The organism is Cytobacillus massiliigabonensis, assembly GCF_900199725.1.
Classification (GTDB): Bacteria; Bacillota; Bacilli; order Bacillales; family Cytobacillaceae; genus Cytobacillus; species Cytobacillus massiliigabonensis.
In genome coordinates this window covers 1,056,628-1,078,773 of the sequence record NZ_LT904902.1, presented here as the reverse complement: position 1 = coordinate 1,078,773, position 22,146 = coordinate 1,056,628, and the positions used below count along the sequence as shown (strand labels likewise).

The following is a 22,146-nucleotide window of genomic DNA, read 5'->3' as shown; positions in this document are numbered from 1 at the left end:
TGAGATGGATTATTCACTTAGCAAATTAATAGTAAAAAGCCCTTTAAAATCAGCTAAACTTAGCTGATTCGAAAAGGCTTTTTATTTTTTTGAGCTTGTTTAGTATTGGAGGAAGACTTTTTATTTAAAGCTAATAATAATATCATCCCAATGATACAGGCTGTACCGCCCCATTGAAAAAATCCAAAAGGCTCTTTTAACCAAAAGACTGTTGTTAAAACAGCGGCTAGTGGTTCTAAACTCCCTAAAAGGCTTGTTTCTTTAGGTGAAAGACTTTGTAAACTTTCTATATAAAACCAGAATGCTATCATTGTTCCGAATATGATCACGAATACTAAGTATAAATAGGCTTCTAGTGGTAAGCTTGTAAAGTCCATTTGCCAAGGCGGATGGATAAAGCTTAATGCAAAACCCCCGATCATCATAGCCCAGCCAACAATGACTAGGGAATCGTATTCCGCAAGGAGAGAAACTGCATATAAGGTGTAAAATGATAAAGCTAGTCCAGATAATACCCCCCAGACGATTGCAAGTGCCGGCACAGATAGGCTGGAGATTGAACCGTTTGTTAATAAGAAAAAGCAGCCGCCTAAAGCAAGCGAAACAGTTAACAAATCTCGTTGTGTGAGTACAGCTTGTTTACGTAAAATTAAGTAAATGATAATCATTACAGGTGCTAAGTATTGTAATAATGTCGCAACCGCAGCATTCCCATGTTTAATGGATGCCATATATGTGTATTGAACCGCAAGCATGCCGAGCAAACCGAAAATAATCAGTTGAACAGCTGTCCTTTTATTTTTCCAGATACCAAAAACTTGAGAACGGTCTTTCCAAAAAAATTGAACGGTTAAGAGTAATAAACCCGCTATGAGCAATCGTGTCGTTACGAGCCAATTTACATCGATTGCGTATTGCTGAAAGAGCTTCTGTGCAGCTGTGCCACCAACACCCCAAAATATCGCTCCTGTTATTACGAGAAGTAATCCTGTTCTTCTAGTAGGTCTATTCATGATCATTCTCCATCTTAAATATAATAATAGTGTTATAATAAGTGAAAAATCGTTATAAAAATACTTAAATTGAATGAAAAAATATAAATATATTGAGGTGGTTTTTTGCAGATAAAAAATTTCATGGTGAATCAAAGTTTAAAAGAACTGACCCAGCATCGTACAGTTGAGTTGCCGATTGCATGTTATGAAACCGCCATTAATCAAAATATACATGGGTATATCCCACTCCATTGGCATGAGGAAATTCAATTTGTTCTGATTGTAAAAGGGGAAGCCATTTTTCAAATAAATGAAGAGAGACTAGCAGTACGAGAGGGCGACGGGTTATTTATAAATAGCGGCTGCCTGCACATGGCGGAAGAAAAGGAAGGAACGGGCTGTGTCTATATATGTTTAAATGTCTCCCCTCATTTTGTTCTGTCACAAGAACTCTTCACAACCTATGTATTTCCTTATATTCAAGCAACTAATTTATCTTACATTTTTTTAGACGGACATGAACTTTGGGGAAATAACATAGCAGATGCCATCTTGAAAATCAAACAGTTGATTGAGGGAAAACCGCAGTACTTTGAAATAGATATTACAATGCAGCTTACAGTAATGTGGAAAAACTTAATCTTTAATGGTTTTCAGCCAGAACACATCCAGACCGAAATGTTAAAGAGTCAGCGAATGAAGGAAATGTTAAGCTGGATTCAGCTACATTATGCTGAGAAAATCATGCTAGAGGATATTGCAAGAGCTGGAGGATTGAGCCGATCCGAATGCTGCCGCTACTTCAAGCGAATTTTAAAAACTACACCATTAAATTACGTGTTGGAATATCGGATTCAAAAAAGTCTAATCCTTTTGCAGCAAGCAGAGTCTAATGTTACTGAAGTTGCCTATCAAGTTGGTTTTAATAGTACAAGCTATTTTATTGAGAAATTTCGAAAGTCGATGAATATGACACCTTTAGCATATAAAAAATATAAAATGGATGAATCAATTCTTAATCTAGCAGATATAACAGTTGAGAAATAGGGTTTCTAAAGGATATGGCACGTAAATGGGGAACACAACATTTCGAAATGTTATGTTCCCCTGATTTTATTTTAATAGTAGACAGCTTCGGCGGGATTTTATCAAGAATATAATCGGCCTCCTCCATGAGTGCTTCAAACGGCTGCTTATGAAAATCGAATGACCTTTTATAAATTGGAATTTTACTTTCCGCCTGTTTTCTTCGTGCGCTTCGAGCTTTGAACTTCCTCGAAGCAAATAAAATGCGGGTCATGGATGAATTCTTGCGTACAGTCAGCACACCCATATGATATGATGAAGAAAATTGAAAAAATTGGCGAAATTGGTAATGTAAATTCCTGAAAAGTAATATGAAGGTCAGCATGAAGTTTCCATATCTAGAAAAAGGGGGGATAACAAGATGATCCCAGTAAAAATAGATGCCAATCAAATCACTGCGAATCCAGAAAAGAGCTTGGAATCGATTGTGGATTGGTTTGAGCACAATAAGGAATCATTCTATACACTCGGCTGGTCCTATCTTCGGAATCACGAGCAAATGGAAGAGCTTTTTTATCGTGTGATTTTAAAAATACATAAGGAACTGCCTCGATTTAAAAGAGAAACTTCATTTAATAATTGGATTAGTTCAATTTTCATACATATGTGCAGGGAGCTTTCAGGGGAGAACGGTTTACTAGCTTCAGAGGAAAGTGACCTGAGGGAGGATATTTTTAAAGCGCTTGATCAATTAAAAGAGTCTGAAAAAGAAGCGATCGTTCTTACCTATGTAATAGGAATCTCTTTGGAGGAATCCGCACATATTCTCAAAATTTCAGTTGAAGAGATGAAAGCACGTTTGTTTTCTGGTCTCCAGCTGCTTCGTGAAAAGTCGGGATATGGATCACATTTTGATGGCTGTAAGGACTATTATAAGCTTTACATTGATTACTTAGAAAGAACGCTCGATCGGCCGAAGAAGATTGATTTCGAGATGCATATTTATCACTGCCAAAGCTGTCAGGAGGATTTGGCTGCTTTTCAAGAGGTCATGTCAGGCATGTTAGAGCTTGCTGGAACAATGGAAGAATTTCAAGTGCCGCCAGGTTTCATGGAGAAAGTCAAAGGCAGATTCGCAGAAAAGGAAAAGCGCAGACAGCTAAAGATCAAGAAATATAAAAAAAGAGCTCTTGTTTCTGCAAGCGTATTCGCAGTTTTAGTGTGTACAGGCTTTTTTACTGGCTGGTTCTCCTATCTATTTTATTCGTGGACTGAAGAGGATCAACAGCTGCGCACCTTTCTTCAACATGGTCTTGGTGAAAGGCTCAATCTGGAGGCGGAAAGTGAAGGGGTAAAAATCACGATAAAAAGTGTGATTGCCGATGAGATTCAGACGCTGCTTTTTTATGAAATTGAAGATATGAATGAAGAAAATCAATATATGATGAATTATTATGATGGAATCATGGTTGAGAATGAAAATGAAATCATGAACCTTGCAGCCCAGCCAAAATACTATCCCCCTGCACAAACTAAGGAAGAAAAGAACGTATATCAGGGGAAGCTCAGTCTTCTGCCAATCGTAACGGATAGTGAGACAATCAAATTGAAGATCACTAGACTTCAGAAATTGAATGATGATCCTTCTAATCCTGACAGTTTTAGAGATAACGGGGAAATGGAATATGGAAGAGGAGAGTGGAACTTCGAAATTCCTGTAACAAAACTTCCCTCCACCGAATATTCGCTCGATAAAGAAATGGAAATGGAGGGAATACCGGTTCGAATAAATAAATTAACGATTGCTCCAACAGCGACCATTTTGCATTATGGCATTCAAAATGTACAGTCGAAGAAGCGGATTGAATTTGTTAATTTTGCTAGCCTTGAAGTGAACAAGAAGAAAGTAGAGATTGATCCGTTCCGCGGTTCTTACCCGGATTTACAGCAAGACATGGAATGGAATAATTTTGTAACCCATTTCGATCCGCTATTTAAAGAAAAGCCAAAAAAGGTGAAAGTTGCATTCGGATCTATTTATTTAGGGATCGAAGACCGTAAAATGATTGCCCTTGAAAAATATCCTCAATCGTTTGAATATGCAGGCAGCACGATCTCCATCGACAAAGTGGAAGTTGGAGGACAGAGTAGAGTGGTCATTAGCGATACGAATATTAAGAATCGGCAATATGAGTCCTTCTATTTTCATTTTGTTGGAAATGATGATAGGGATGTAAGTTCAATTGGAATGCAGAATGCAGTAGAGACAGTAATTGTTGATAAAAGCGGGAAGGAATACGATATGAATGAACTCCCTGTCCCATTAGAACAGCTGGAATGGCCGCGCTATTTCACTACCGTTCAAAACATAGAGTTGTTCAATAACAGCACTGGAGAAAAAGTGAGTCCTAAAAAATTAGAAATTTTCGGGTATAATACAACGAAGTATGTGGATGATGTGGTGGAGGTTTTGCTAGATTGACTTGTACTATTAGTGTCCAAAAATAGAATATAGAGATGGAGGAAGAAAAAGCATCCTCTGGAACCAGCTTGTCTTCTAGCAGCTTAATGAAATTAACCTTAATAAATTTCCTTAATAATAGTAATGACATTATGTGCTATTCTTCTATTTGAAGAATAGCACATTCTAGCTTAAGTATTCAGTTTCTTGAAGATTATTATGCTTCGTATGATTAAGTGTTTCATTTTATAGCTCCTGTATTTATATCGAAGTCTATAGAAATATCGGTCAAGTAACACAACGAATGATGCTGAAAAGGTAATTCAGCTATCTACGAATCTTTCCCATAGAAATGCACAATTAATCACTCAAAAGGAATTTGCTTTCACTGCCGATGAAGCTTCATTAATTTCATCGTGGTTTCTTCAATATTGCTTTTATTATCTATGGACTGTATGATTTTTCCTTGCCTCATAAATAAAATAACATCACTCACCTCTGCCGCTACATCCATCATATGAGTAGAAAAAACAATAATAGTCCCACTTTTTTTTAACTGATTTAAAATTGCAACAAACTGATTAACCCAATAAGGATCTAGCCCATTAGTTGGTTCGTCTAGCAGCAATACAGCAGGATTGGCTAAAATAGATTGACCAAATAATAAACGCTGCCGCATTCCCTTAGACAGACTTTTGACTAATTCACGTTTCTTCTCAACTAGACCAATAATATCCAATACTTCATCTATTCTTCCTTTTTCAACTCCTCGTAATGAGCCATAAAAATGAAGAAACTCTTCAACTGTCATCATTTCTTGCGCATGAAAATCGTCAGGCATAAAACCTATTTGAGATAAATAGGTTTTACGGCTAGCATTCATATTTATCCCATTTATTGAAGTTGTTCCACTTGACGGAAAAAGAATACCAGCTATCATTTTGAGCAGTGTACTTTTCCCGGCACCATTTCCCCCGCATAAGACCACACAGGTTCCCTTGGTTGCCTGAAAAGAACATCGATATAAGGCTGTCCTTTTCTTGTATACTTTCGATATCGAATCCACTTTTAATTCTGTCATCGCCTTTTCCTCCTTTCCAGCATGAGCATCGAAAATAGTAATGCTATTATTAAGAAGCCTAAAAAGTAGAAAATATAAACTACAAAACTAAAAGGTGACTCTAAAAAAGTAACTAGTGAATCATATGATTGTCCAAACACGCTGCCCGCATCAAGAGATACGACTAATGTCACTCGTGTAAATTCAGCAGGATTGGCAAATAAGGCAAATTTCATTAATGGAGCGATCCATGTGTATGGAACAAAACCTAACACACCAATTAAGGCAGTCGGCCAAATCATAATAAGAAAAAACCAAATACTAACTGAAATAGATAATGCCTGCCACCTTGTTGATACGATACATCCAACTGTAACACCAATAATTAGAAAGAAAAATATGAGACTGACCGTAAAAAAATAAATCGATAAAAGCCATTCTTCATGAAAACCATTTCCACTTACTAGTCCGATTGCCAAACTAATTCCAAAACTAAATGTGAACACAATTACTTGAGCTGTGATTTGCCCGCCTATTTTTCCGGTTATATAAGACAAGGTTGATAATGGATATGTATTCAACAAGCGCCATTGGCCATTTTCTATTTCATTAGCGATTGAAAAAGAACCAATGATTAGCATGAATAGAGGTACGATATAAAGAGCAACATTGACTACCGTTCCAGTCATATTGGTATACCCGGTAAGGGAAGGGGCACTGCTTTGCAATAAAAATAAGAGAGACAATACTGCAACCCATAAAATTAAAAAAGAATAATACGATCGCTGCCGTACTGTCGTGCTTAGTTCCGAGCGCCAAATATTCCACATATTTATTCCTCTTTTCGAACAATTGATCCACAGATAACTAACCTGCGATAAATAATGAAAAAGGACCGTCCGAAAACAGATCCTTCTCTCAAATTTAATGAGAATCTTTACTCTCGCTATCATCCATCTCTTCAGAAGAATGATCCTCGCTATCATCCATACCTTCTTGGGAATGCTTCTCCATATCCCCCATATGCATCATATCTTTGTTTTGTTTCCAGGCATGCTTAGCTAAATCATCGGAGGTCATTAGCGTACTTCCATCATTTTCTTTAATAAAATCTTCTGCTGCCGCCTTATCTTTAAACGAAATAACATTGTAAGCCATAGGTGTTTTGACAGATTGGTTGTATATATATGTAGCATCATCCACTGAAATCCACTCTTTATTATGATAATCACGTACAAATTCCCCTGAGATCTCTTCATTTTTATTGCTATCAAGCCATTCATACATACAGCCAATATCGTCAAAGACCATAGATTTTCCACTTTCAAGAACAATCTGTGTAGCAAATTGGTCATCTACTACAGCCATATTGCATATTTCACATTTATCCGTTTCTTCATTAATATCAACAGGCTGAACTTCTTCCTTCCCACATGCTGCAAGAAACATTATGATTCCAGTAATTATCATTAAACTTAAATATTTTTTCTTCAACTTCTTTTCCTCCCATAAATAAATAGACTAAAACTAACTATTATCATTACAGTACTCATAATCCATAATCGATAACTTGCTGATATGTTGGTCTTTATTTCATTGGTCATATCCATTAATGGAGCAGAATCTATTAACAATTGATCTGCTGGGCTTTTCAGCATCTTCTGTAATAAAATCAAACCTGGTGATTGAAAAAACAGCTGGTATTCTGGTACATTGGTTGTCATGGTTAAAAGATATGGATCAGCGGTGAAAGGGATTTTGCTTACACCATTTCCTGTTGCATCTACTTTACTTGCAGCATCCCAATAGTTTCCATTTATCTGATTGCTTGCGCTTTCTATCGCCTGAGCGTTATTAACATTGCCAATAAAGGTATTCCTTTTAGCCGTATTCCCATTTGCATGTTCAAACTGTATCCCTATAAAGTTATCCATCATCGTATTATTTTCTATTTGATTTCGTTCAGCTTCTTCTATATAAATACCTACTCGATTTGAAATAATTGTATTTCCAGTAACCTTTGTATCAGAAACCATATAAAGCAATAGTCCTTGAGCGTGAACACTATTGCTATTAAAGGACAACTTATTATTACTAACAACGGTTCGATTTGATTCCATCAACATGGCACCAGTTGAGTTAGCTTTAGATACATTTTCATTAAGTAAGTTATCATTCGAAAACATAAGATGCATCCCATATCGTGAATTTTGAATCGAATTTCGGAACAACGTATTCTCATCACTTTGCTCTAAATAAATTCCATCAGTCACATTGGAAATCTTAATATTTGATAGATTATTTTTAATAGATTTCCATAAGTCAATCCCATTTCCTTGCTTTTTGCCTGCAATTACACTATCTTTTATGGCAACATTCGTGGCATTATCAAGCTTTATTCCTGCCCTTCGTGTTACAATATCCATTCCCGCTAGAATATGGTTAGAACCAGTGACATAAACGGCATGATCTTCTTTTTTGTCTCCGCAATGCTCGACTTTGATATTTTTGAGAATAACCCCCTCACCCCGAATGGCAATGATTGGCTTATCCGTACAAGAGCGCAGCAGGACATTGCCTTTCCCAACTAAGGTGATTGGCTTAGAAATAGTAACTGTTTCGTTATACTCCCCCTCCTTTAATTCAATAGCAGTCTCCTTTGAGGCAGCATCAATTATAGCTTGTAAGGTTCTTGCTGCTTCGGCTCTATCTGGCAAGTAAAACCCTAAGACGAGGAGAAATATTGTAAATATCATTCTTTTCATTGCATTATTATCCTCGCTTTCATGCTGGTTCACTTTGTGAGTGTATCTAATAAATGTGATAATAATATGTGATAATTATGAAAGCTTCATGTTTCCTTTACTTTTTTTCCAGTTATTCGCACTAGCTGTAATCCGGTTTGATAGTATGGTGTTTAAAAATATCTTTCAGCCTTCAGATTGAAAGGCTTTATTTATATGAGTAATCATCTATTTAGTGATCAATCAGAAAAAATAATGAAGGTTATAAAAAAACTATAAATACATAAATAAGGATATTAGTAGAATAGAAGTTGAAAATGAATAAGCAAACCTGCAGACGGTTCTCGTGCTTCCTTTGAAGCACGAGAACCGTCTGTTTATTAGGAACATCCCACTATTTTCATTCATTTCTTTGAGTCCTGTGACAAAGATTTTCTGTCAATCGCTTCAGGCTGTTTTTCAAACCAGCCATGTTTGACCATAATATTGAAAGAAAATGCACCAGCCTCCATAGCATGGGTAAATACTTTAGAATAGTTCAAAAGTATATCTGATCTGAAGCTGGCTCCTATTGATGCACCATAATAAGTAAGAGCCGAATTTACTAAAAACCCTGCATGAAACATGATCAATTTGTCAGAAAAAGGACTTACAGTAGAATCAGTAATTTCATTATCCCATTTCTCAGGTATTGGCAAATGATCCTGCTGTAAGATAGAGTCAAAGCTTTGTACATCTTTCCCCGCTAATTTAACGTTTTTCAACATAAAATTACGAACGTCTTCCTGTTCAGCCACCTGACTAAAAGCTAAACTTAACGAATTGATAAATCCAGTCTTCATTGAATTAAAGAAAAGGGTGCTGATTTCCGAACTGCTTAGTGGTCTTTTGTCTCCAACTAAATTTTCAATGAATCCAGGTGAATCCATAAACTGCGGCATATCAGGTGAAGGAATAGATGGGACACTTGTAAATTTTGGCTGTTTTTTAGCCAATTCCACTATTTTTTGAAACAATTCCTTAGAGGATGTCGTACATTCAAAAAAGTAATTTTGAAGGTCTTGTCGCTCCAGGTTAGTAATAGCTAAGCTATAAGCGGATAACCCATGGATGGTCATAATGTAGGAGTAAAAAAGTAAAAATTGGTCAGAAAAGAGACGTGGGGCATTGATATTCACGTCATTCTCTGTAAAGCCAATTGGGGCATTGAAATCAGCACTATTTAAGAATTCAGTGATTTTCAATACATGGCTCTCAGCTAACTGTAATGAGGATTCTAAAATGGTTTTAATCTCTTTGTTTTCAACAATGTTAAGAAAATATTTGTAAATACATATTGCCATACTATCTCCTAAATACTGAAGCCAAAGAGCAGAAACTTCGGCAGCAGTTAATGTGCTGGTTTTTGCTTTCCTTAATATACCCAAAGGAAATACCTCCAATTTTTCATATGTTTTCTGACAATATTTTATGGAATTGGTAATGAATTATACAAATAAATCTGCAGCGCTCTTTTTTTATGTAAGATAAAGGACCATCTAATTGGACAGTACACCTAATGTAAACTGGATATTTATGTTAGAATAGAGATGGGATTGGGAATATTTTGAATCAATTGGAATATTAAGATTTAGAAGAAATGATGAAACTTACACATGAATAACAAGGGAGATCATTTGCAAAAGGAGAAATAGACCGATGCCAGAAAAAAATGATTCATTTCGTAAAATGAATGTAAAGGATAAAACAGCAACAGTTGCAGGAATAACATTGCTTATTATCCTGGTAGCTGGCTTTGTATTGGGAATTTATTTTTTTGGCATGGCAGGGATATTTAAGCTGCTAGGTGTTCAGTATCAATCTAACTGGGCATTGGTTATTTTTGTTGCCAGTTACTTTTTTCTAGGCATGATTGTTGAATTGTTTTCAAATGCCATTTTGAAGCTGACCACCCAAAATATATCAGATAAACTACGGAAATCTCTTATCCGGATCTGTTTTGAATTCATTTCGAACTGGCTAGTCCTGTTTACAGTGGATGAGTTTATGAAAAGTATGACACTTTCATGGAAAACAGAAATAATGATTGCCTTGCTAATTGCCCTGATTGAAATTGCTTTGGATAATGATAAGGATTGAGAGATGACTCAAACATTATTACATTGGTATTTATTTAGTAATATCATGTAAATTTATTGAAGGAGAATAGAAATGGATATATGTGAGTTCAAACCAATTGGTATTGATGATATACCCGCAATGGCTGAGTTGTTAATACATAGGCAAAATTTTGAAGGTGAAGTGTTTCCATTTCTAAAAAACAGCTGTCTTAATATCGAGTATGCAATAGATATACTTGAAAAATTGTTTGTTACTAATCGTGTCATTGGGATAGGAGCATTTATTAATCATGAACTAGTCGGCTATATAATCGGAGAGATAAAAATTGACACTGTTAGAGACAGACATATTTGGGTGCCCTATGAAGGAATAGCAATCAGAATGGATCATTCTCCTGAACTGATAAGGAATCTATATGCAAAGGTTTCAGTGGCATGGCTGGAGCAAGGCTGTTTTGTGCACTACACGATCATACCTCTTGGAAATCAAGTGTACTTTGATGCCTGCCAGCGATTAAGTTTTTCTATCCAGCAGGTGCACGGGGTAATGAATATAGAGGATTATAAACCTTTTAAAATTGTATCTGATGCAGAAATAAGAGCTGGTAATAAAATGGATAGTGAAATGATGGGGAAAATGTCTAGCATCATCCAATCGTATCATAATTCTGCACCTGTGTTTGAGCCTGCGTTACCTGAAGTTGTATTGAATATTAAAGAAGGTTATAAAAGAATAATAGAGGGAAATGATGAAACGTGTCTTATTGCGATTAAAGATATGAAGGAATTAGGATTTCAAGTATATTTTCCTATTACTTCAGATTTGATGACACCTGACAACGGAGTTGAGTTAAGTATTGCAGGCACTTACTATACTCAAATGGGAAGAGGTGTTGGTAAAAAGCTAATGAATGAAGGCTGGAGGATGATGAAAGAAAAGGGATATAACAGTATAACAACAGATTGGAGAATAACCAACCTTGCTTCTTCAACATTTTGGCCTAAGTGCGGTTTTAAGCCGGTTGCTTACAGAATGGTTAGACACATTGATAGTAATATAGGATGGGCAAACTTTAACAACCCGAGTATAAAGCTGCTGTAGCAAATTCATTCAGGTGTTTTTTCCATTGCCACGCAAAGCCACATCATTAATGTGAATGAGGTTTACATTCATAATCTTTGGTATAGACCGAACCAAAGTTTGGTGTGCGTGGATACAGAAGTAATAATTAAAGCTATTTAATAGTCGTGGAGTAAAGCGCAATTTAAAAACGCACCACCAAAACCATAAATTACACTAGATCGATATGTGAACCTGACGGAATCATGAATTTCGTCAGGTTCTTTTACATTCTGGCTCTTGTTCAATCAAAGTAATCTAAGTAAATACAAAGGTATTTTATGCCTTTGTATAAGTTTACTTTACTTTTTGTAAAAAATTAGTTTATAATTTGATTTAAGAGGTGATGGTCATGAAGAAAGATTTTGGTGATTCGATATCTAATAAGGTTTATGAATATCGTGTACTTGCCAGAATGTCGCAGCAAGAATTAGCAGAGAAAGTTGGGGTTTCCAAACAAACCATCTTCGTAATGGAAAAAGGAAATTATGTTCCGACACTGCTGTTAGCTTTTCGAATTGCCGAATTTTTTAATGTGGATGTAAACGATATTTTTACTTATGAGAAAGGAAATGATAAAAATGAAAATTAATATCTCAGAAATCTCTAACGCAATTTTTTACCCTTTAAAGTCCTGGGCTGAACAATTTCCGGGAAATTGGAATATTCTCATTGGCAGCGGTTTTGTATTGCTTTTCGTCGGAGGGATTCTAACATACGTATTTCACAAAAAAATGGGTGAAGCTGACGAAAGAACAACGCAAATATCTTTAAAAAGTGCCCTCATTACATTATGTGTAGTCATTTTGTGTGACGTGATTTTTCCAAAAGAATATATGTGGCAAATTTTCTTCTTATTTAAATATTCTCTTGCATTCCTCGCTTCAGGAATCTATCTAGCTGTTCGATATAAAAAGGATTTTTTCTAAACTTTCTTCCATTATGCTTAAGCCGCAGTAAATTTTTGTTTTGTTATATCTTTATCTACTGCAATATTTTTAATGGAATCTATTTATAAAAAAGTATCACAATCATTATACTTCCAGCACACAGTTGAATATCATTGGGGGCAGCTGGCATTCTTCTGTTATTTATTACATTTTGTTGATTTTATCACAGGGGAATTAGTAGTAAGTATATGGTAATTAATAGATATTGCGTGTGATAATTGGATTATTTTACCAAAATTGTGATTTTAGTCACTATTGGAAAAATACTACACCCTATAATTGAAGTTGAAAATACATTGGGGAGGTAGTGAATATGGGATACAAAAAGCTGTGGTTGATACTGGCCTCCGTTTTTATAGGATCTTTCATCGTATTACTTTATTTCGGTGGAGAAATTTATCAGAAGAAACCGCCCATTCCTAACCAGGTTGTGACAGAATCTGGAGATGTTATCTTTACAAAAAAAGATATACAAGATGGACAAAAGGTTTGGCAGCGAATAGGTGGAAATGAAGTTGGAAGTATTTGGGGACACGGGGCATATGTTGCTCCTGATTGGACAGCGGATTGGCTTCACCGATCTTCCGTATGGATTCTAGATACTTGGGCGCAAGAACAGTATGGGGATGATTATTATAGCTTGTCAGAAGAAAAACAAGCATCCTTAAAAGCTCTTCTAAAAAAAGAAATAAGAACGAACACCTATAACCCGGAAACAGGGAATATTATTATTTCAGAAATACGCTCTAAATCGATTGCACATATGAGTGGCTACTATGCATCTGTATTTGGGGATGATCCGGCATTAGATGAATACCGTGAGAAAATTGCCATTCCGGCAAATACTGTTTCCAATGATGAAGATATGAAAAAACTCAATGCATTCTTTTGGTGGGCTACGTGGTCTGTAGAAACAAATCGGCCAGGAGAAGATATCACCTATTCAAACAACTGGCCAGGTGAGCCTTTAATTGATAATGTTCCAACTTCCTCTAATGTGATATGGTCAGTTATAAGTATTGTCATTCTAATAGCGGGTATTGGAGCACTTGTCTGGTACTATGCATTTCAGCGTAAAGATGATGAGACGATTAAAGCCCCGAAAATGGATCCTTTATTATCGATAAAGCAAACACCATCGATGAAGGCAACCATTAAATACTTTTGGGTTGTAACTGCTTTATTAGTACTGCAAATTATTTTAGGTGTAATTACTGCACATTATGCAGTGGAAGGTAACGGTTTTTATGGTATTCCGCTTAATGAGTGGTTCCCTTACAGCGTTACGCGAACATGGCATCAGCAAATCGGAATTTTTTGGATTGCAACGGCATGGTTAGCGACTGGATTGTATATAGGACCAGCAATTACCGGACACGAACCGAAATATCAAAGATTTGGCGTGAATTTCTTATTTATCGCCCTTCTGATAGTAGTACTTGGTTCAATGACCGGTGAATGGGCTGCTGTTAAAGGGTACATTACAAATCCGACAGGGAACTTCTACTTTGGACACCAAGGATATGAATATGTGGACCTTGGACGTATGTGGCAAATCTTATTAACGATAGGATTATTTTTATGGTTCTTTTTAATGGCAAGGGCTATTTGGCCGGCCCTTAAGAAAAAAGGCGAAAATCGCCATTTATTAATCCTATTCTTACTTGCATCAGTAGCCATTCCGGTTTTCTATGTACCTGGTCTCATGTGGGGAGAGACAGCCCACTTGTCTATGGTTACTTATTGGCGGTGGTGGGTTGTACACTTATGGGTAGAAGGATTTTTTGAGGTATTTGCTGTCGCTGTTCTAGCTTTTATTTTTACACGTATGGGATTGGTCGGAACAAAAATCGCTACAACTTCGGTTTTATTGTCAACTTCGATCTTTTTATTTGGGGGAATACTAGGAACATTCCACCACTTGTATTTTGCTGGTACGCCAGTAGGGGTATTAGCAGTGGGAGCTTCATTCAGTGCACTGGAGGTTGTTCCACTTGCATTAATTGGTTATGAAGCATTTGAAAATTATCGGCATAGTTTTGCTAAGCCATGGATGAAACGGTATAAATGGCCGATTATGTTCTTTGTATCTGTTTCTTTCTGGAATCTGCTTGGTGCAGGCGTATTCGGCTTTTTGATTAATCCGCCAATATCGTTGTATTACATTCAAGGATTGAATACGACTCCGTTACATGCTCACACAGCATTATTTGGTGTGTACGGGATGCTTGGAATTGGTTTAATGCTATTTTGCTTGCGTGGTTTGTCCGGTAAAAGACCATGGAAAACCAAATTGCTTCGCTTTTCTTTCTGGGCTTTGAATATAGGTTTATTATTGATGGCTTTCACTAGCCTTCTTCCCGTTGGGATTTTGCAGGCAATTGCCAGTATTGAACATGGTATGTGGTATGCTCGATCAGCAGATTTTCTTAACCAAAAGATTATCCACAATCTTGTATACTTCAGAGCAGTTGGTGATACAATCTTTGCTCTCGGTGTAATGGGAATTGCTTGGTTTGTAATTAGTTTGAAAACTGGTAAGGCGTTCGTACAGAATGAAGAAGAAAGTTCTGTTAACAATAATACTACGGATACATTTTTATAAAAAAATGGCACATTAAATGATTTTGCTCCTAAGCGATATAAGTGAAAATGGGGCACACTTCATTTACAAGTGAATAGCCGAAAGCAGGGGGGCGCTTTTCTGAGAAGAAAAGCGTCTTTCTTCATGAAAAGGGTCGGTTAAATGCAGGAAGAGTACCGGAAAAAGTAATTACAAATGGGAATGAATTGTAGTGTTAGTGAAAGATTGTACTTAAACTATCGAGGGAGGTTAGTACAATGAAACGTTTTAAGGAACTATAATAAGAATGTAATGTTTTATTGATTAAGGGGGGAAGAGATGAAAAGGGTATTTGTTTTATTTATTATTCTTAGTTTTGCTTTATTGGGATGTACTCAAGAACCAACTACTGAAACTGAATTAGATTTGAATGAAAATAAATTAAATGAAATTGAAGAAGTAGAAAATGATCACAATGATATAAAAAACTTAGAGGGTTTAGATAGATTTGTTAAGAATGTGGAAAATCAAAATGAAGCTAAAATAAACTATATTCAGTATGGGACAGAGGGGCAACGAGGTGTTAGGACATTGTCGTTTGATGGAGAGAGAATTAATGTTTCTCATAGTGTAGATGGTGATTTTATTGAGGAATATAATTGCCAAAGGTTAACAATTGAAACAGAAAAAGACAAAAAACAATATATTCTCAGCGAATGTAGAGGAAGTTTTAATGGGGATTTCGAGTTGTTATCAATCCCATATAATTGAAGTAACGGGGAGGTTTCTAAATTTGCAGAAAAGCTTTTTTGTGATTATTTGCTTATATATAGTTTATTGATAAGTTGGTGATCGCTTAATACTCCTTCTCCTATTGCTTGAATGTGTAAATGGTCATGAGGATAATACTAATCAATTCTTCAAGTCAAAGAAAAGTCATTTACGTTTTGATTTTTATTAGTTTTCTTTCTGTCGATGTTTGAGTTCCTGTGGGAAATAGCCAATATAAAACGGTTTCCGTGTTTACTGCTTTAAATAACCTCCAAAACTTGGTAAGTCGTCTATTATAAAGAAAAACACATTGATTTAGAGAATTCAATGTGTTTTTCAGCAGCTTCTCAAATGAGAAAGATTTTATTATTATTCAGGCTTAATAGCTATAAATTCGTCAATCGTTTCAGGGGTATGTTTGCCTTCTTTTCCTTTGAAAAGGTCGATATTCACGGTCACATCCATACAGCCTAGGTATTTTCCATTTTTATCACGTACAGCCATGAACTTTTGGTAAATTTGACCAGTTTCCTCACCAGAGCGTTTTGGGAACCAAAATTCCCATTCGTCACGTGCGCCAGAACGGAAATCGTTCAGTAATTTTTCAACGTGGTGAGCCATTTTGGGGTGAAGCTCAAGCACAGGGCGACCAATCGCTTCTTTACGGCGGCCATGCACGCGGTTTGGATTATTTGAATACCAGCGGAAAATATCGTTGGCATCGCAAAAGCCCATTTCAAAAGGCAAAAGATTGATGATTGAATCCAAAGTGCTTGCTTTAATCGCACCAGTTTCAAAATTAATCACGGCTTCAGGGCTAATTAAATCTGACAATTTCTCTTCAGACATTTAAAAGACTCCTTTATGAGAATAATATATTACAAATATTATTGAGCGAAAAAATCGCCTACTTATAGTATACTCCTTTAATTTCTATTAGCCAAATCGTAGTTTGCTTTACAAAAGCGATAGGATAGAGACCATATACGAGAAGAAATAAGAGAGACTAGCAAGGATGCACTTATTGAGAATTTAGCATTTTCTTATTTCCAAAACGATGTAAGAAACTTGTTATTATCCATAAATTCTTCAAAAGTGAGAGAATTTTTGCTCCTATGATTATATTTTTTTCGAATCATTTCTATTAATTGGAGTGGAATCGGTTTTCCCGCAATTAAATGGTAATACTGATGATATGCCTTTCTCAAATGCTCCCATCTTAAATCATTTCCTGGCTGAACATACTCGGAAACATCAATTATTTTTGCTTTGCCATTTTGTAACAAGACATTTTTCATGTGGATGTCACGGGGATTTAATCCTTTTTGACGCACATATTCTCTTGCCTGATCGACATCTTCAATAACCTGTTTTGGAATAGAAATGCCTTGCAGTAAACAATCATATAAAGTGATTCCTTCCTCAAAGTTTAGAACAAGATAATTATCTTTATAACCAAAACATGTAGAAAAATAAGGGGAGTCTCCTAATAATTCATAGACTTCCTTTTCTATTTGAACCTTTTGAATTTTATCATCCGCATACACTTTAAATACATAGGCTGGAACATCAATGGATTGAAAAACAGCTGCATCAGTTCCTATCCCAATACATTTTAAATGAGCAGAGTTTCCATGGACCGATACAGGCTCGTTATTTGGATTTGAAGAAATCGAAATTTTTGATAGGTGTTTATCAGCAAATATCCACTCCTCTCTCATTAGCCACAACTCCTTTTTAAAAGTTTATTGTTATTTGCTATGTTCAGCTTATTTGCGAAACAATGGGCATCACTCTTTCTGAATGATAGATAATCTATAAAACGTTTTTAAAATAAAAACAGATGACTTCCCTGAAAGTTAGAAGACCCTTACTGCAATCAGTAAGGGTCTTTAAAAATAAAAAGACCTTCACCAACTTAATGGTAAAGGTCTCGCTAACAATGGACATTGCTAACAAAGCCGGGGACTCGCATCCCGGAATGACGACTTTGTTATTAAAGCTACTCCCCTTTAGAGGATTATGTTTATTTACGATACTACTATTATAACGTTAAAACAGTTAAAAATCAAAGAATGAGTATACTGGTAGTTACGCTTAGCGAGATAAACTGATATTTATGTGAGGATTGTGCTTTGGAGAACTAAAAGTAAATGGAAGCAAATAAGCCAGTTGTCTTCTAATAAGCTCATTTTCCTAGAGGGACGTCACTATCTACATTGGTCTCGTTATAAGGAAATAAGTAAAAACATTACTGATTTTTAGATGCCTTTTTATGATAGAAATGTATGAATATTTTATATATAACGTTCAACAATCGGGTCAGATTGTTGAGGATGTAATTTAGCATAAATAGTGGGGAAGTAAATGAGGTTTTTAAGTCAAATGCCTCTCCTTAAGGTTGGGGGAGCAAGTTAAACATACAATCTGATGAAATAGACGGAAGAATTCCGCTTATTTGGTAAAAAGTATTGAAAAAATCTATAATAGACGTAGAAATTACCCTTATTGACTCAAAAAACCGTGAAAATGGGGGGGTTTGCTTAGTATAAGCGGAAAAACTCCCCTTATTTATCCCGAATCTTGCTTTATTCAGCAAATAACCGGATATTTTACGCTTATTTTACTTTCCCTGGTTACTTAATTAATGCTAGGATTTATATTTAAATTTTAATGAAAAAAACTTCAACAACTAAAGGGTGCTATAGTTTAACAAGCAAAGAGAAAAAACCATTTTCTTGATCTACTACAATCGGGCGTGTTTAATAAGGAACCGCCTTTTTAATTTTTAGTTGAACAAGGAGTTAGAGGCTTTCTAATAGAATAGATAATAAACACAAGGAGACTTTTTGCTACACATTTTAGTGTTAAAGTGGATGTGAAAGAAGATGATATTTGAAAAGATTAATGTAAAAAAGAGAAAACAGAAAATAGTTGTTAAATTAAGAAAAGTGTCATTCTTCTACATCCGTCTGACAGTAGATTTAATTTTTATGATAATATGATTACAAGAAGTAATCCTTATATTCAATAAAAAGGAGGGGGAAAAAATAAGACAATCCTTACATCTCAAAATAAATGTTTATTTACTGCTTACCATCATCCCGCTATCCATTCTCGGATATTATTTTGCCGTAAATGTTGAATCATTGTTTTTCTTATACGAATGGCTGCTTGCTGCATTAGTCTTCATTTCAATCCTTTACTCCATTAAAAATATCGTATCAATTAAAAATGAGCTAAGGTGGATAGCTATTTCTATTTTGGCGTTTTTAATTCAATTTTCAGTGCTTGGACTATTTTTGGGGCCGCTAACACATGATCTTATGTTTTATCTTTATTATGTTTTTGCAATCCTTTCTTTTGCTGTTTATATAAAAGCAATAAGAAAAAACAAAACTTTAAGAATGATCCCGGTAATCTTTACGATAATAACAGGATTATTCACGCTATATATTTTGTTTTTAAATGCTTTGTGGGGAACTAATTTAAGTTAAAACACAAAAGTATTAGAAAATGATTTAATAATGAAAAAAGAATAAAGCTATTTTGGAGGGAGCAATTCAGCAGTAAGAATTGCGCTCTCTTTTTATGTTAAGGGTTTGATAAAACATTTATGGTTTTAAGGAAATATTGTAAAGGTTAATTAAAGTAACGGGCAGAATAATATAAAAAATAAAGAGAGATAATAAGTTAAATATTTGGTTTAAGGGGTAGGGCTATGTCAAAGAAAAATCAGATGTTACTAAATATTTCAATGATCATCGTATCATGGCTTACAATCCCATTGTTAGGATCGAAAACGATCAAGAGATATTTCCCAGCCACTATTCTTTCGATTCTATTATGCAGTTTAGATCTTCAGATTGGTAAACGGCGTAAATGGTGGACGTTTTACAATAATCCTCATTCCTCTATCCGAAATGAAATTCCTTTTCTTATCGGTCCTATGTTAGTGATGGCTTTATGCACATTAAAATGGGCGTATGGGAATTTTTATAAAGTTTCTTTTGTTTAATGCGATTGGTGGAGTAATTTTTACTGTTCCTTTAACGAGTTTTTTTTCTAAATTAAAATTGTATAAATTAGTAAAAATAAATAAATTTCAATTCTTCCTGTACTTTTTTTACAAAGCTTTTTTCTTGTATGGATTTCAATATTTGTTTGAAAAAAATAACGTAATAAAGTCTTATTAAAATGGTATTCCTTTAACAAGGAATGCTGTTTTTTAATCTATAGAGTATCCACTTCCTGAAACTGTTGCAGAGATCGGTCATATCATGGATGTGGAGTATTCCATTAATATAGTATATAGAGTCTTGCTTGTTGACAATTTTAATAAATTGGCATATCGTATACTTAACTTACTAATCGGAAGATGTTTATTTTTGCCATTTTAATTTATTTGGCCTTTAGCATTCTTTTAATATTTCATATTGACTGGATGAAAAAGTATCCAAATATAAAATAGGAAGAGTAACATAAATCGATTTATTTCATAAAGAATTAATGAAAGATATACCGATGTTTGTTTAATAGATAGTTAAAATATAAAGTTAACATATATAATTAAAAAACCTAATAAAAGGTAGCTCTTCAAAAAACTTCGCGGAAGTTAGTTGAAGTGAAGCCGGCAATTTTCAAGATTCAATGATTGATAACATCATTGAATGATTGAGAGTTGTCGGTTTTTTTATTGAGAAAAATAGTAAACCCATCAAAAAAAGTGTATGAATATCTAGAAAAAATCACCTTAATCAAAGGTTTTTTGTCGTTAATCTGCTTGAAAAAGGGAGAATTTTAAATGTTCGTTTCGCTGAGTTTATCATCCTTGTTAACATTATTTTTTATGATACTTCTTGCTTCTTTGCTAAGTGGCCTATTGTTTTTACATCCACGAGTACCCATGAGTTATGTTCGAATTCATATTGGGATCTTGGCATTACCGCCTTTGGTTTCCTTGTTGGCCCTTTTTAATAATCATGTGAATGGAAATGTGGGTCCTTGGCACTTGGATACCTTAGCTTGGTTAATTGTTTTTTTTGTTCTGGCAATTGGTTTAATCATTCAGCGTTTTGCTGCACGCTATTTAATGGGCGATCGTTCGTATCGAAAATATTTTATGCTTTTCACTTTCACTACAGGTGCTGCTTCCATTGCATGGCTAAGTGATGATCTCCGCTTGATGATCCTATCATGGGGAGCAACTCTCGCCGGTTTAACCTTGCTTATAAGGTTAAACCGTGGATGGAAAGCTGCAAGTGAAGCATCTAAGGTTTCAGGCCGTTTATTTTCATTAAGCTGGTTTTCATTATTATTAGCTGTGATTTGGCTTTTTCAAGTCACAGGTCAATGGCAGCTATCAACAGCTCTAACAAATGAAAATATAGCTCAACTTGAAGGATGGGAAAGAACAGGGATTAATTTATTGATTGTATTAGCAGTGATCATTCCAGCGGCCCAATGGCCATTCCAAAGATGGTTAATTGAGTCTGCTGTTGCTCCGACGCCTGTTTCTGCGATTATGCACGCAGGTTTAGTAAATGCAGGAGGGATTATGCTAGCCAGATTTTCACCGCTTTTTAATGGGGATATCGCTTCGATTGTATTACTTATTCTTGCAAGTATTTCTGTATTGATTGGGACTGGCATTAGTTTAGTCCAGGTGGATTATAAGCGTCAGTTAGTAGGCTCTACGATTGCACAAATGGGGTTTATGCTCATTCAGTGTGCATTAGGCGCGTATATAGCAGCTATTATTCATCTTATTTTACATGGTTTGTTCAAAGCTACACTGTTTTTACAGGCTGGTTCGGCAGTCCGTCGTTTCGAAGCGCCTGCTCGGGTTAATGAAAGGTCATCCTATTTTTTAATAATGGCTGGCCGGACTTTAGGCATAGTTGTAGGAGCTGCTTTTTGGCTCATGGCACCTTCTGAGGGGTATCGATTGATTAGTGCGTTCATCTTAGGGTGGTCATTGTCCGTTTCTTGGACACAGCTCGTCGCTTTTGGAGAAGGGAGGATGGGCCGAATGGCTGGCTTATCCATTCTAGGAGGGGCCGCCATCGTTTATTTCAGCATTCATCACCTTTTCTATAAGTGGCTGCATACAACTGTGATACAGAGTGTTCAGCCTCCGATGCCTGCTGTCATCATTGTCGTATGTCTCTTACTATTTGGGAGTGCAATAGGTACGTGGGCTGCTCGTAATCGTTCTTCATCAGCCTTCGCAGTACTCTATCTTTGGTTAGTGCGATTAGGTGAAGCAAAACCAAAGTCAGTAGAGAGTCATCCAAACTACCTGAAACAATATTTATCATAAGGAGGGGATCAGTG

At 35.6% G+C, this 22,146-nt stretch carries 18 protein-coding genes; 10 read left to right on the top strand and 8 right to left on the bottom strand.

Annotated features, from left to right (window positions below; translation table 11 throughout):
* Window positions 1-59 precede the first annotated feature (59 nt).
* Window positions 60-1,013, bottom strand: a complete 954-nt coding sequence (locus C1726_RS05805) for a DMT family transporter (RefSeq protein ID WP_102272299.1) — start codon at window positions 1,011-1,013, stop codon at window positions 60-62.
* A 105-nt stretch (window positions 1,014-1,118) separates the two neighbouring features.
* On the opposite strand from C1726_RS05805, the gene C1726_RS05800 reads away from it, so the two are divergent.
* Together C1726_RS05800 and C1726_RS05790 are read left to right on the top strand one after the other, a co-directional pair.
* On the top strand, window positions 1,119-2,042 hold the full coding sequence (locus C1726_RS05800) for an AraC family transcriptional regulator (protein WP_102272298.1): 924 nt from the start codon (window positions 1,119-1,121) through the stop codon (window positions 2,040-2,042).
* 400 nt (window positions 2,043-2,442) lie between these two features.
* Entirely contained in the window at window positions 2,443-4,503 is a 2,061-nt protein-coding gene (locus C1726_RS05790; protein WP_102272296.1) for a sigma-70 family RNA polymerase sigma factor, read from the top strand.
* Between the two features lie 364 nt (window positions 4,504-4,867).
* Here C1726_RS05790 and C1726_RS05785 read toward each other — a convergent pair whose 3' ends face one another.
* The 5 genes from C1726_RS05785 to C1726_RS05765 form a co-directional block, all read right to left on the bottom strand.
* Window positions 4,868-5,563 carry an ABC transporter ATP-binding protein gene (locus C1726_RS05785; RefSeq protein WP_102272295.1) on the bottom strand — a complete coding sequence of 232 codons (696 nt, stop codon included), beginning with the start codon at window positions 5,561-5,563 and terminating at the stop codon, window positions 4,868-4,870.
* Window positions 5,560-6,372: an ABC transporter permease gene (locus C1726_RS05780; RefSeq protein ID WP_102272294.1), complete on the bottom strand. Its 813-nt coding sequence runs from the start codon at window positions 6,370-6,372 to the stop codon at window positions 5,560-5,562. Before C1726_RS05780 ends, C1726_RS05785 begins: the two co-directional genes overlap by 4 nt.
* A 94-nt stretch (window positions 6,373-6,466) precedes the next feature.
* Complete coding sequence (locus C1726_RS05775) at window positions 6,467-7,036, bottom strand: nitrous oxide reductase accessory protein NosL (protein WP_407642008.1); 570 nt, start codon at window positions 7,034-7,036, stop codon at window positions 6,467-6,469.
* Window positions 7,033-8,307 (bottom strand): right-handed parallel beta-helix repeat-containing protein, encoded by a 1,275-nt coding sequence (locus C1726_RS05770; RefSeq protein ID WP_102272293.1) that lies wholly within the window; start codon window positions 8,305-8,307, stop codon window positions 7,033-7,035. The genes C1726_RS05775 and C1726_RS05770 overlap by 4 nt, the downstream gene beginning before the upstream one ends.
* A gap of 383 nt (window positions 8,308-8,690) precedes the next feature.
* Window positions 8,691-9,713, bottom strand: a complete 1,023-nt coding sequence (locus C1726_RS05765) for a DUF3231 family protein (RefSeq protein ID WP_102272292.1) — start codon at window positions 9,711-9,713, stop codon at window positions 8,691-8,693.
* Between the two features lie 271 nt (window positions 9,714-9,984).
* Between C1726_RS05765 and C1726_RS05760 the strand changes: the two genes are divergently transcribed.
* The 6 genes from C1726_RS05760 (at window position 9,985) to C1726_RS05735 (ending at window position 15,810) form a co-directional block, all read left to right on the top strand.
* Window positions 9,985-10,425, top strand: coding sequence for a regulatory YrvL family protein (locus C1726_RS05760; protein ID WP_102272291.1), 441 nt, complete (start codon window positions 9,985-9,987; stop codon window positions 10,423-10,425).
* A 72-nt stretch (window positions 10,426-10,497) separates the two neighbouring features.
* Window positions 10,498-11,508 carry a GNAT family N-acetyltransferase gene (locus C1726_RS05755; protein ID WP_102272290.1) on the top strand — a complete coding sequence of 337 codons (1,011 nt, stop codon included), beginning with the start codon at window positions 10,498-10,500 and terminating at the stop codon, window positions 11,506-11,508.
* Window positions 11,509-11,878: 370 nt separating this feature from the next.
* Entirely contained in the window at window positions 11,879-12,118 is a 240-nt protein-coding gene (locus C1726_RS05750) for a helix-turn-helix transcriptional regulator (protein WP_102272289.1), read from the top strand.
* Window positions 12,108-12,455: a DUF2178 domain-containing protein gene (locus tag C1726_RS05745; protein ID WP_102272288.1), complete on the top strand. Its 348-nt coding sequence runs from the start codon at window positions 12,108-12,110 to the stop codon at window positions 12,453-12,455. The genes C1726_RS05750 and C1726_RS05745 overlap by 11 nt, the downstream gene beginning before the upstream one ends.
* A gap of 334 nt (window positions 12,456-12,789) precedes the next feature.
* Window positions 12,790-15,081, top strand: a complete 2,292-nt coding sequence (locus C1726_RS05740) for a nitric-oxide reductase large subunit (protein WP_102272287.1) — start codon at window positions 12,790-12,792, stop codon at window positions 15,079-15,081.
* 297 nt (window positions 15,082-15,378) lie between these two features.
* The gene (locus C1726_RS05735; RefSeq protein ID WP_102272286.1) at window positions 15,379-15,810 is read left to right on the top strand and encodes a DUF4362 domain-containing protein; all 432 of its coding nucleotides are present in this window, start codon (window positions 15,379-15,381) and stop codon (window positions 15,808-15,810) included.
* A gap of 369 nt (window positions 15,811-16,179) precedes the next feature.
* Here the strand turns inward: C1726_RS05735 and C1726_RS05730 are convergent, their stop codons facing one another.
* Together C1726_RS05730 and C1726_RS05725 are read right to left on the bottom strand one after the other, a co-directional pair.
* A complete protein-coding gene (locus C1726_RS05730) occupies window positions 16,180-16,659 on the bottom strand; it encodes a PAS domain-containing protein (protein WP_102272285.1) in 480 nt (159 codons plus the stop codon).
* Window positions 16,660-16,853: 194 nt separating this feature from the next.
* Entirely contained in the window at window positions 16,854-17,531 is a 678-nt protein-coding gene (locus C1726_RS05725; protein ID WP_102272284.1) for a serine/threonine protein kinase, read from the bottom strand.
* A gap of 2,000 nt (window positions 17,532-19,531) precedes the next feature.
* Here C1726_RS05725 and C1726_RS26550 point away from each other — a divergent pair.
* The gene (locus C1726_RS26550; protein WP_235822705.1) at window positions 19,532-19,828 is read left to right on the top strand and encodes a hypothetical protein; all 297 of its coding nucleotides are present in this window, start codon (window positions 19,532-19,534) and stop codon (window positions 19,826-19,828) included.
* 786 nt (window positions 19,829-20,614) lie between these two features.
* Entirely contained in the window at window positions 20,615-22,132 is a 1,518-nt protein-coding gene (locus C1726_RS05705) for an NADH dehydrogenase subunit 5 (RefSeq protein ID WP_102272282.1), read from the top strand.
* Window positions 22,133-22,146 lie beyond the last annotated feature (14 nt).

Excerpts from the sequence above, each read along its gene's own strand:
- C1726_RS05725 (WP_102272284.1), bottom strand. The coding sequence starts at position 17,531 with ATGAGAGAGGAGTGGATATTTGCTGATAAACACCTATCAAAAATTTCG.
- C1726_RS26550 (WP_235822705.1), top strand. The coding sequence starts at position 19,532 with ATGTCAAAGAAAAATCAGATGTTACTAAATATTTCAATGATCATCGTA.
- C1726_RS05740 (WP_102272287.1), top strand. The coding sequence starts at position 12,790 with ATGGGATACAAAAAGCTGTGGTTGATACTGGCCTCCGTTTTTATAGGA.
- C1726_RS05705 (WP_102272282.1), top strand. The coding sequence starts at position 20,615 with ATGTTCGTTTCGCTGAGTTTATCATCCTTGTTAACATTATTTTTTATG.
- C1726_RS05805 (WP_102272299.1), bottom strand. The coding sequence starts at position 1,013 with ATGAATAGACCTACTAGAAGAACAGGATTACTTCTCGTAATAACAGGA.
- C1726_RS05770 (WP_102272293.1), bottom strand. The coding sequence starts at position 8,307 with ATGAAAAGAATGATATTTACAATATTTCTCCTCGTCTTAGGGTTTTAC.
- C1726_RS05735 (WP_102272286.1), top strand. The coding sequence starts at position 15,379 with ATGAAAAGGGTATTTGTTTTATTTATTATTCTTAGTTTTGCTTTATTG.
- C1726_RS05760 (WP_102272291.1), top strand. The coding sequence starts at position 9,985 with ATGCCAGAAAAAAATGATTCATTTCGTAAAATGAATGTAAAGGATAAA.
- C1726_RS05730 (WP_102272285.1), bottom strand. The coding sequence starts at position 16,659 with ATGTCTGAAGAGAAATTGTCAGATTTAATTAGCCCTGAAGCCGTGATT.
- C1726_RS05745 (WP_102272288.1), top strand. The coding sequence starts at position 12,108 with ATGAAAATTAATATCTCAGAAATCTCTAACGCAATTTTTTACCCTTTA.
- C1726_RS05780 (WP_102272294.1), bottom strand. The coding sequence starts at position 6,372 with ATGTGGAATATTTGGCGCTCGGAACTAAGCACGACAGTACGGCAGCGA.
- C1726_RS05750 (WP_102272289.1), top strand. The coding sequence starts at position 11,879 with ATGAAGAAAGATTTTGGTGATTCGATATCTAATAAGGTTTATGAATAT.
- C1726_RS05755 (WP_102272290.1), top strand. The coding sequence starts at position 10,498 with ATGGATATATGTGAGTTCAAACCAATTGGTATTGATGATATACCCGCA.
- C1726_RS05785 (WP_102272295.1), bottom strand. The coding sequence starts at position 5,563 with ATGACAGAATTAAAAGTGGATTCGATATCGAAAGTATACAAGAAAAGG.
- C1726_RS05790 (WP_102272296.1), top strand. The coding sequence starts at position 2,443 with ATGATCCCAGTAAAAATAGATGCCAATCAAATCACTGCGAATCCAGAA.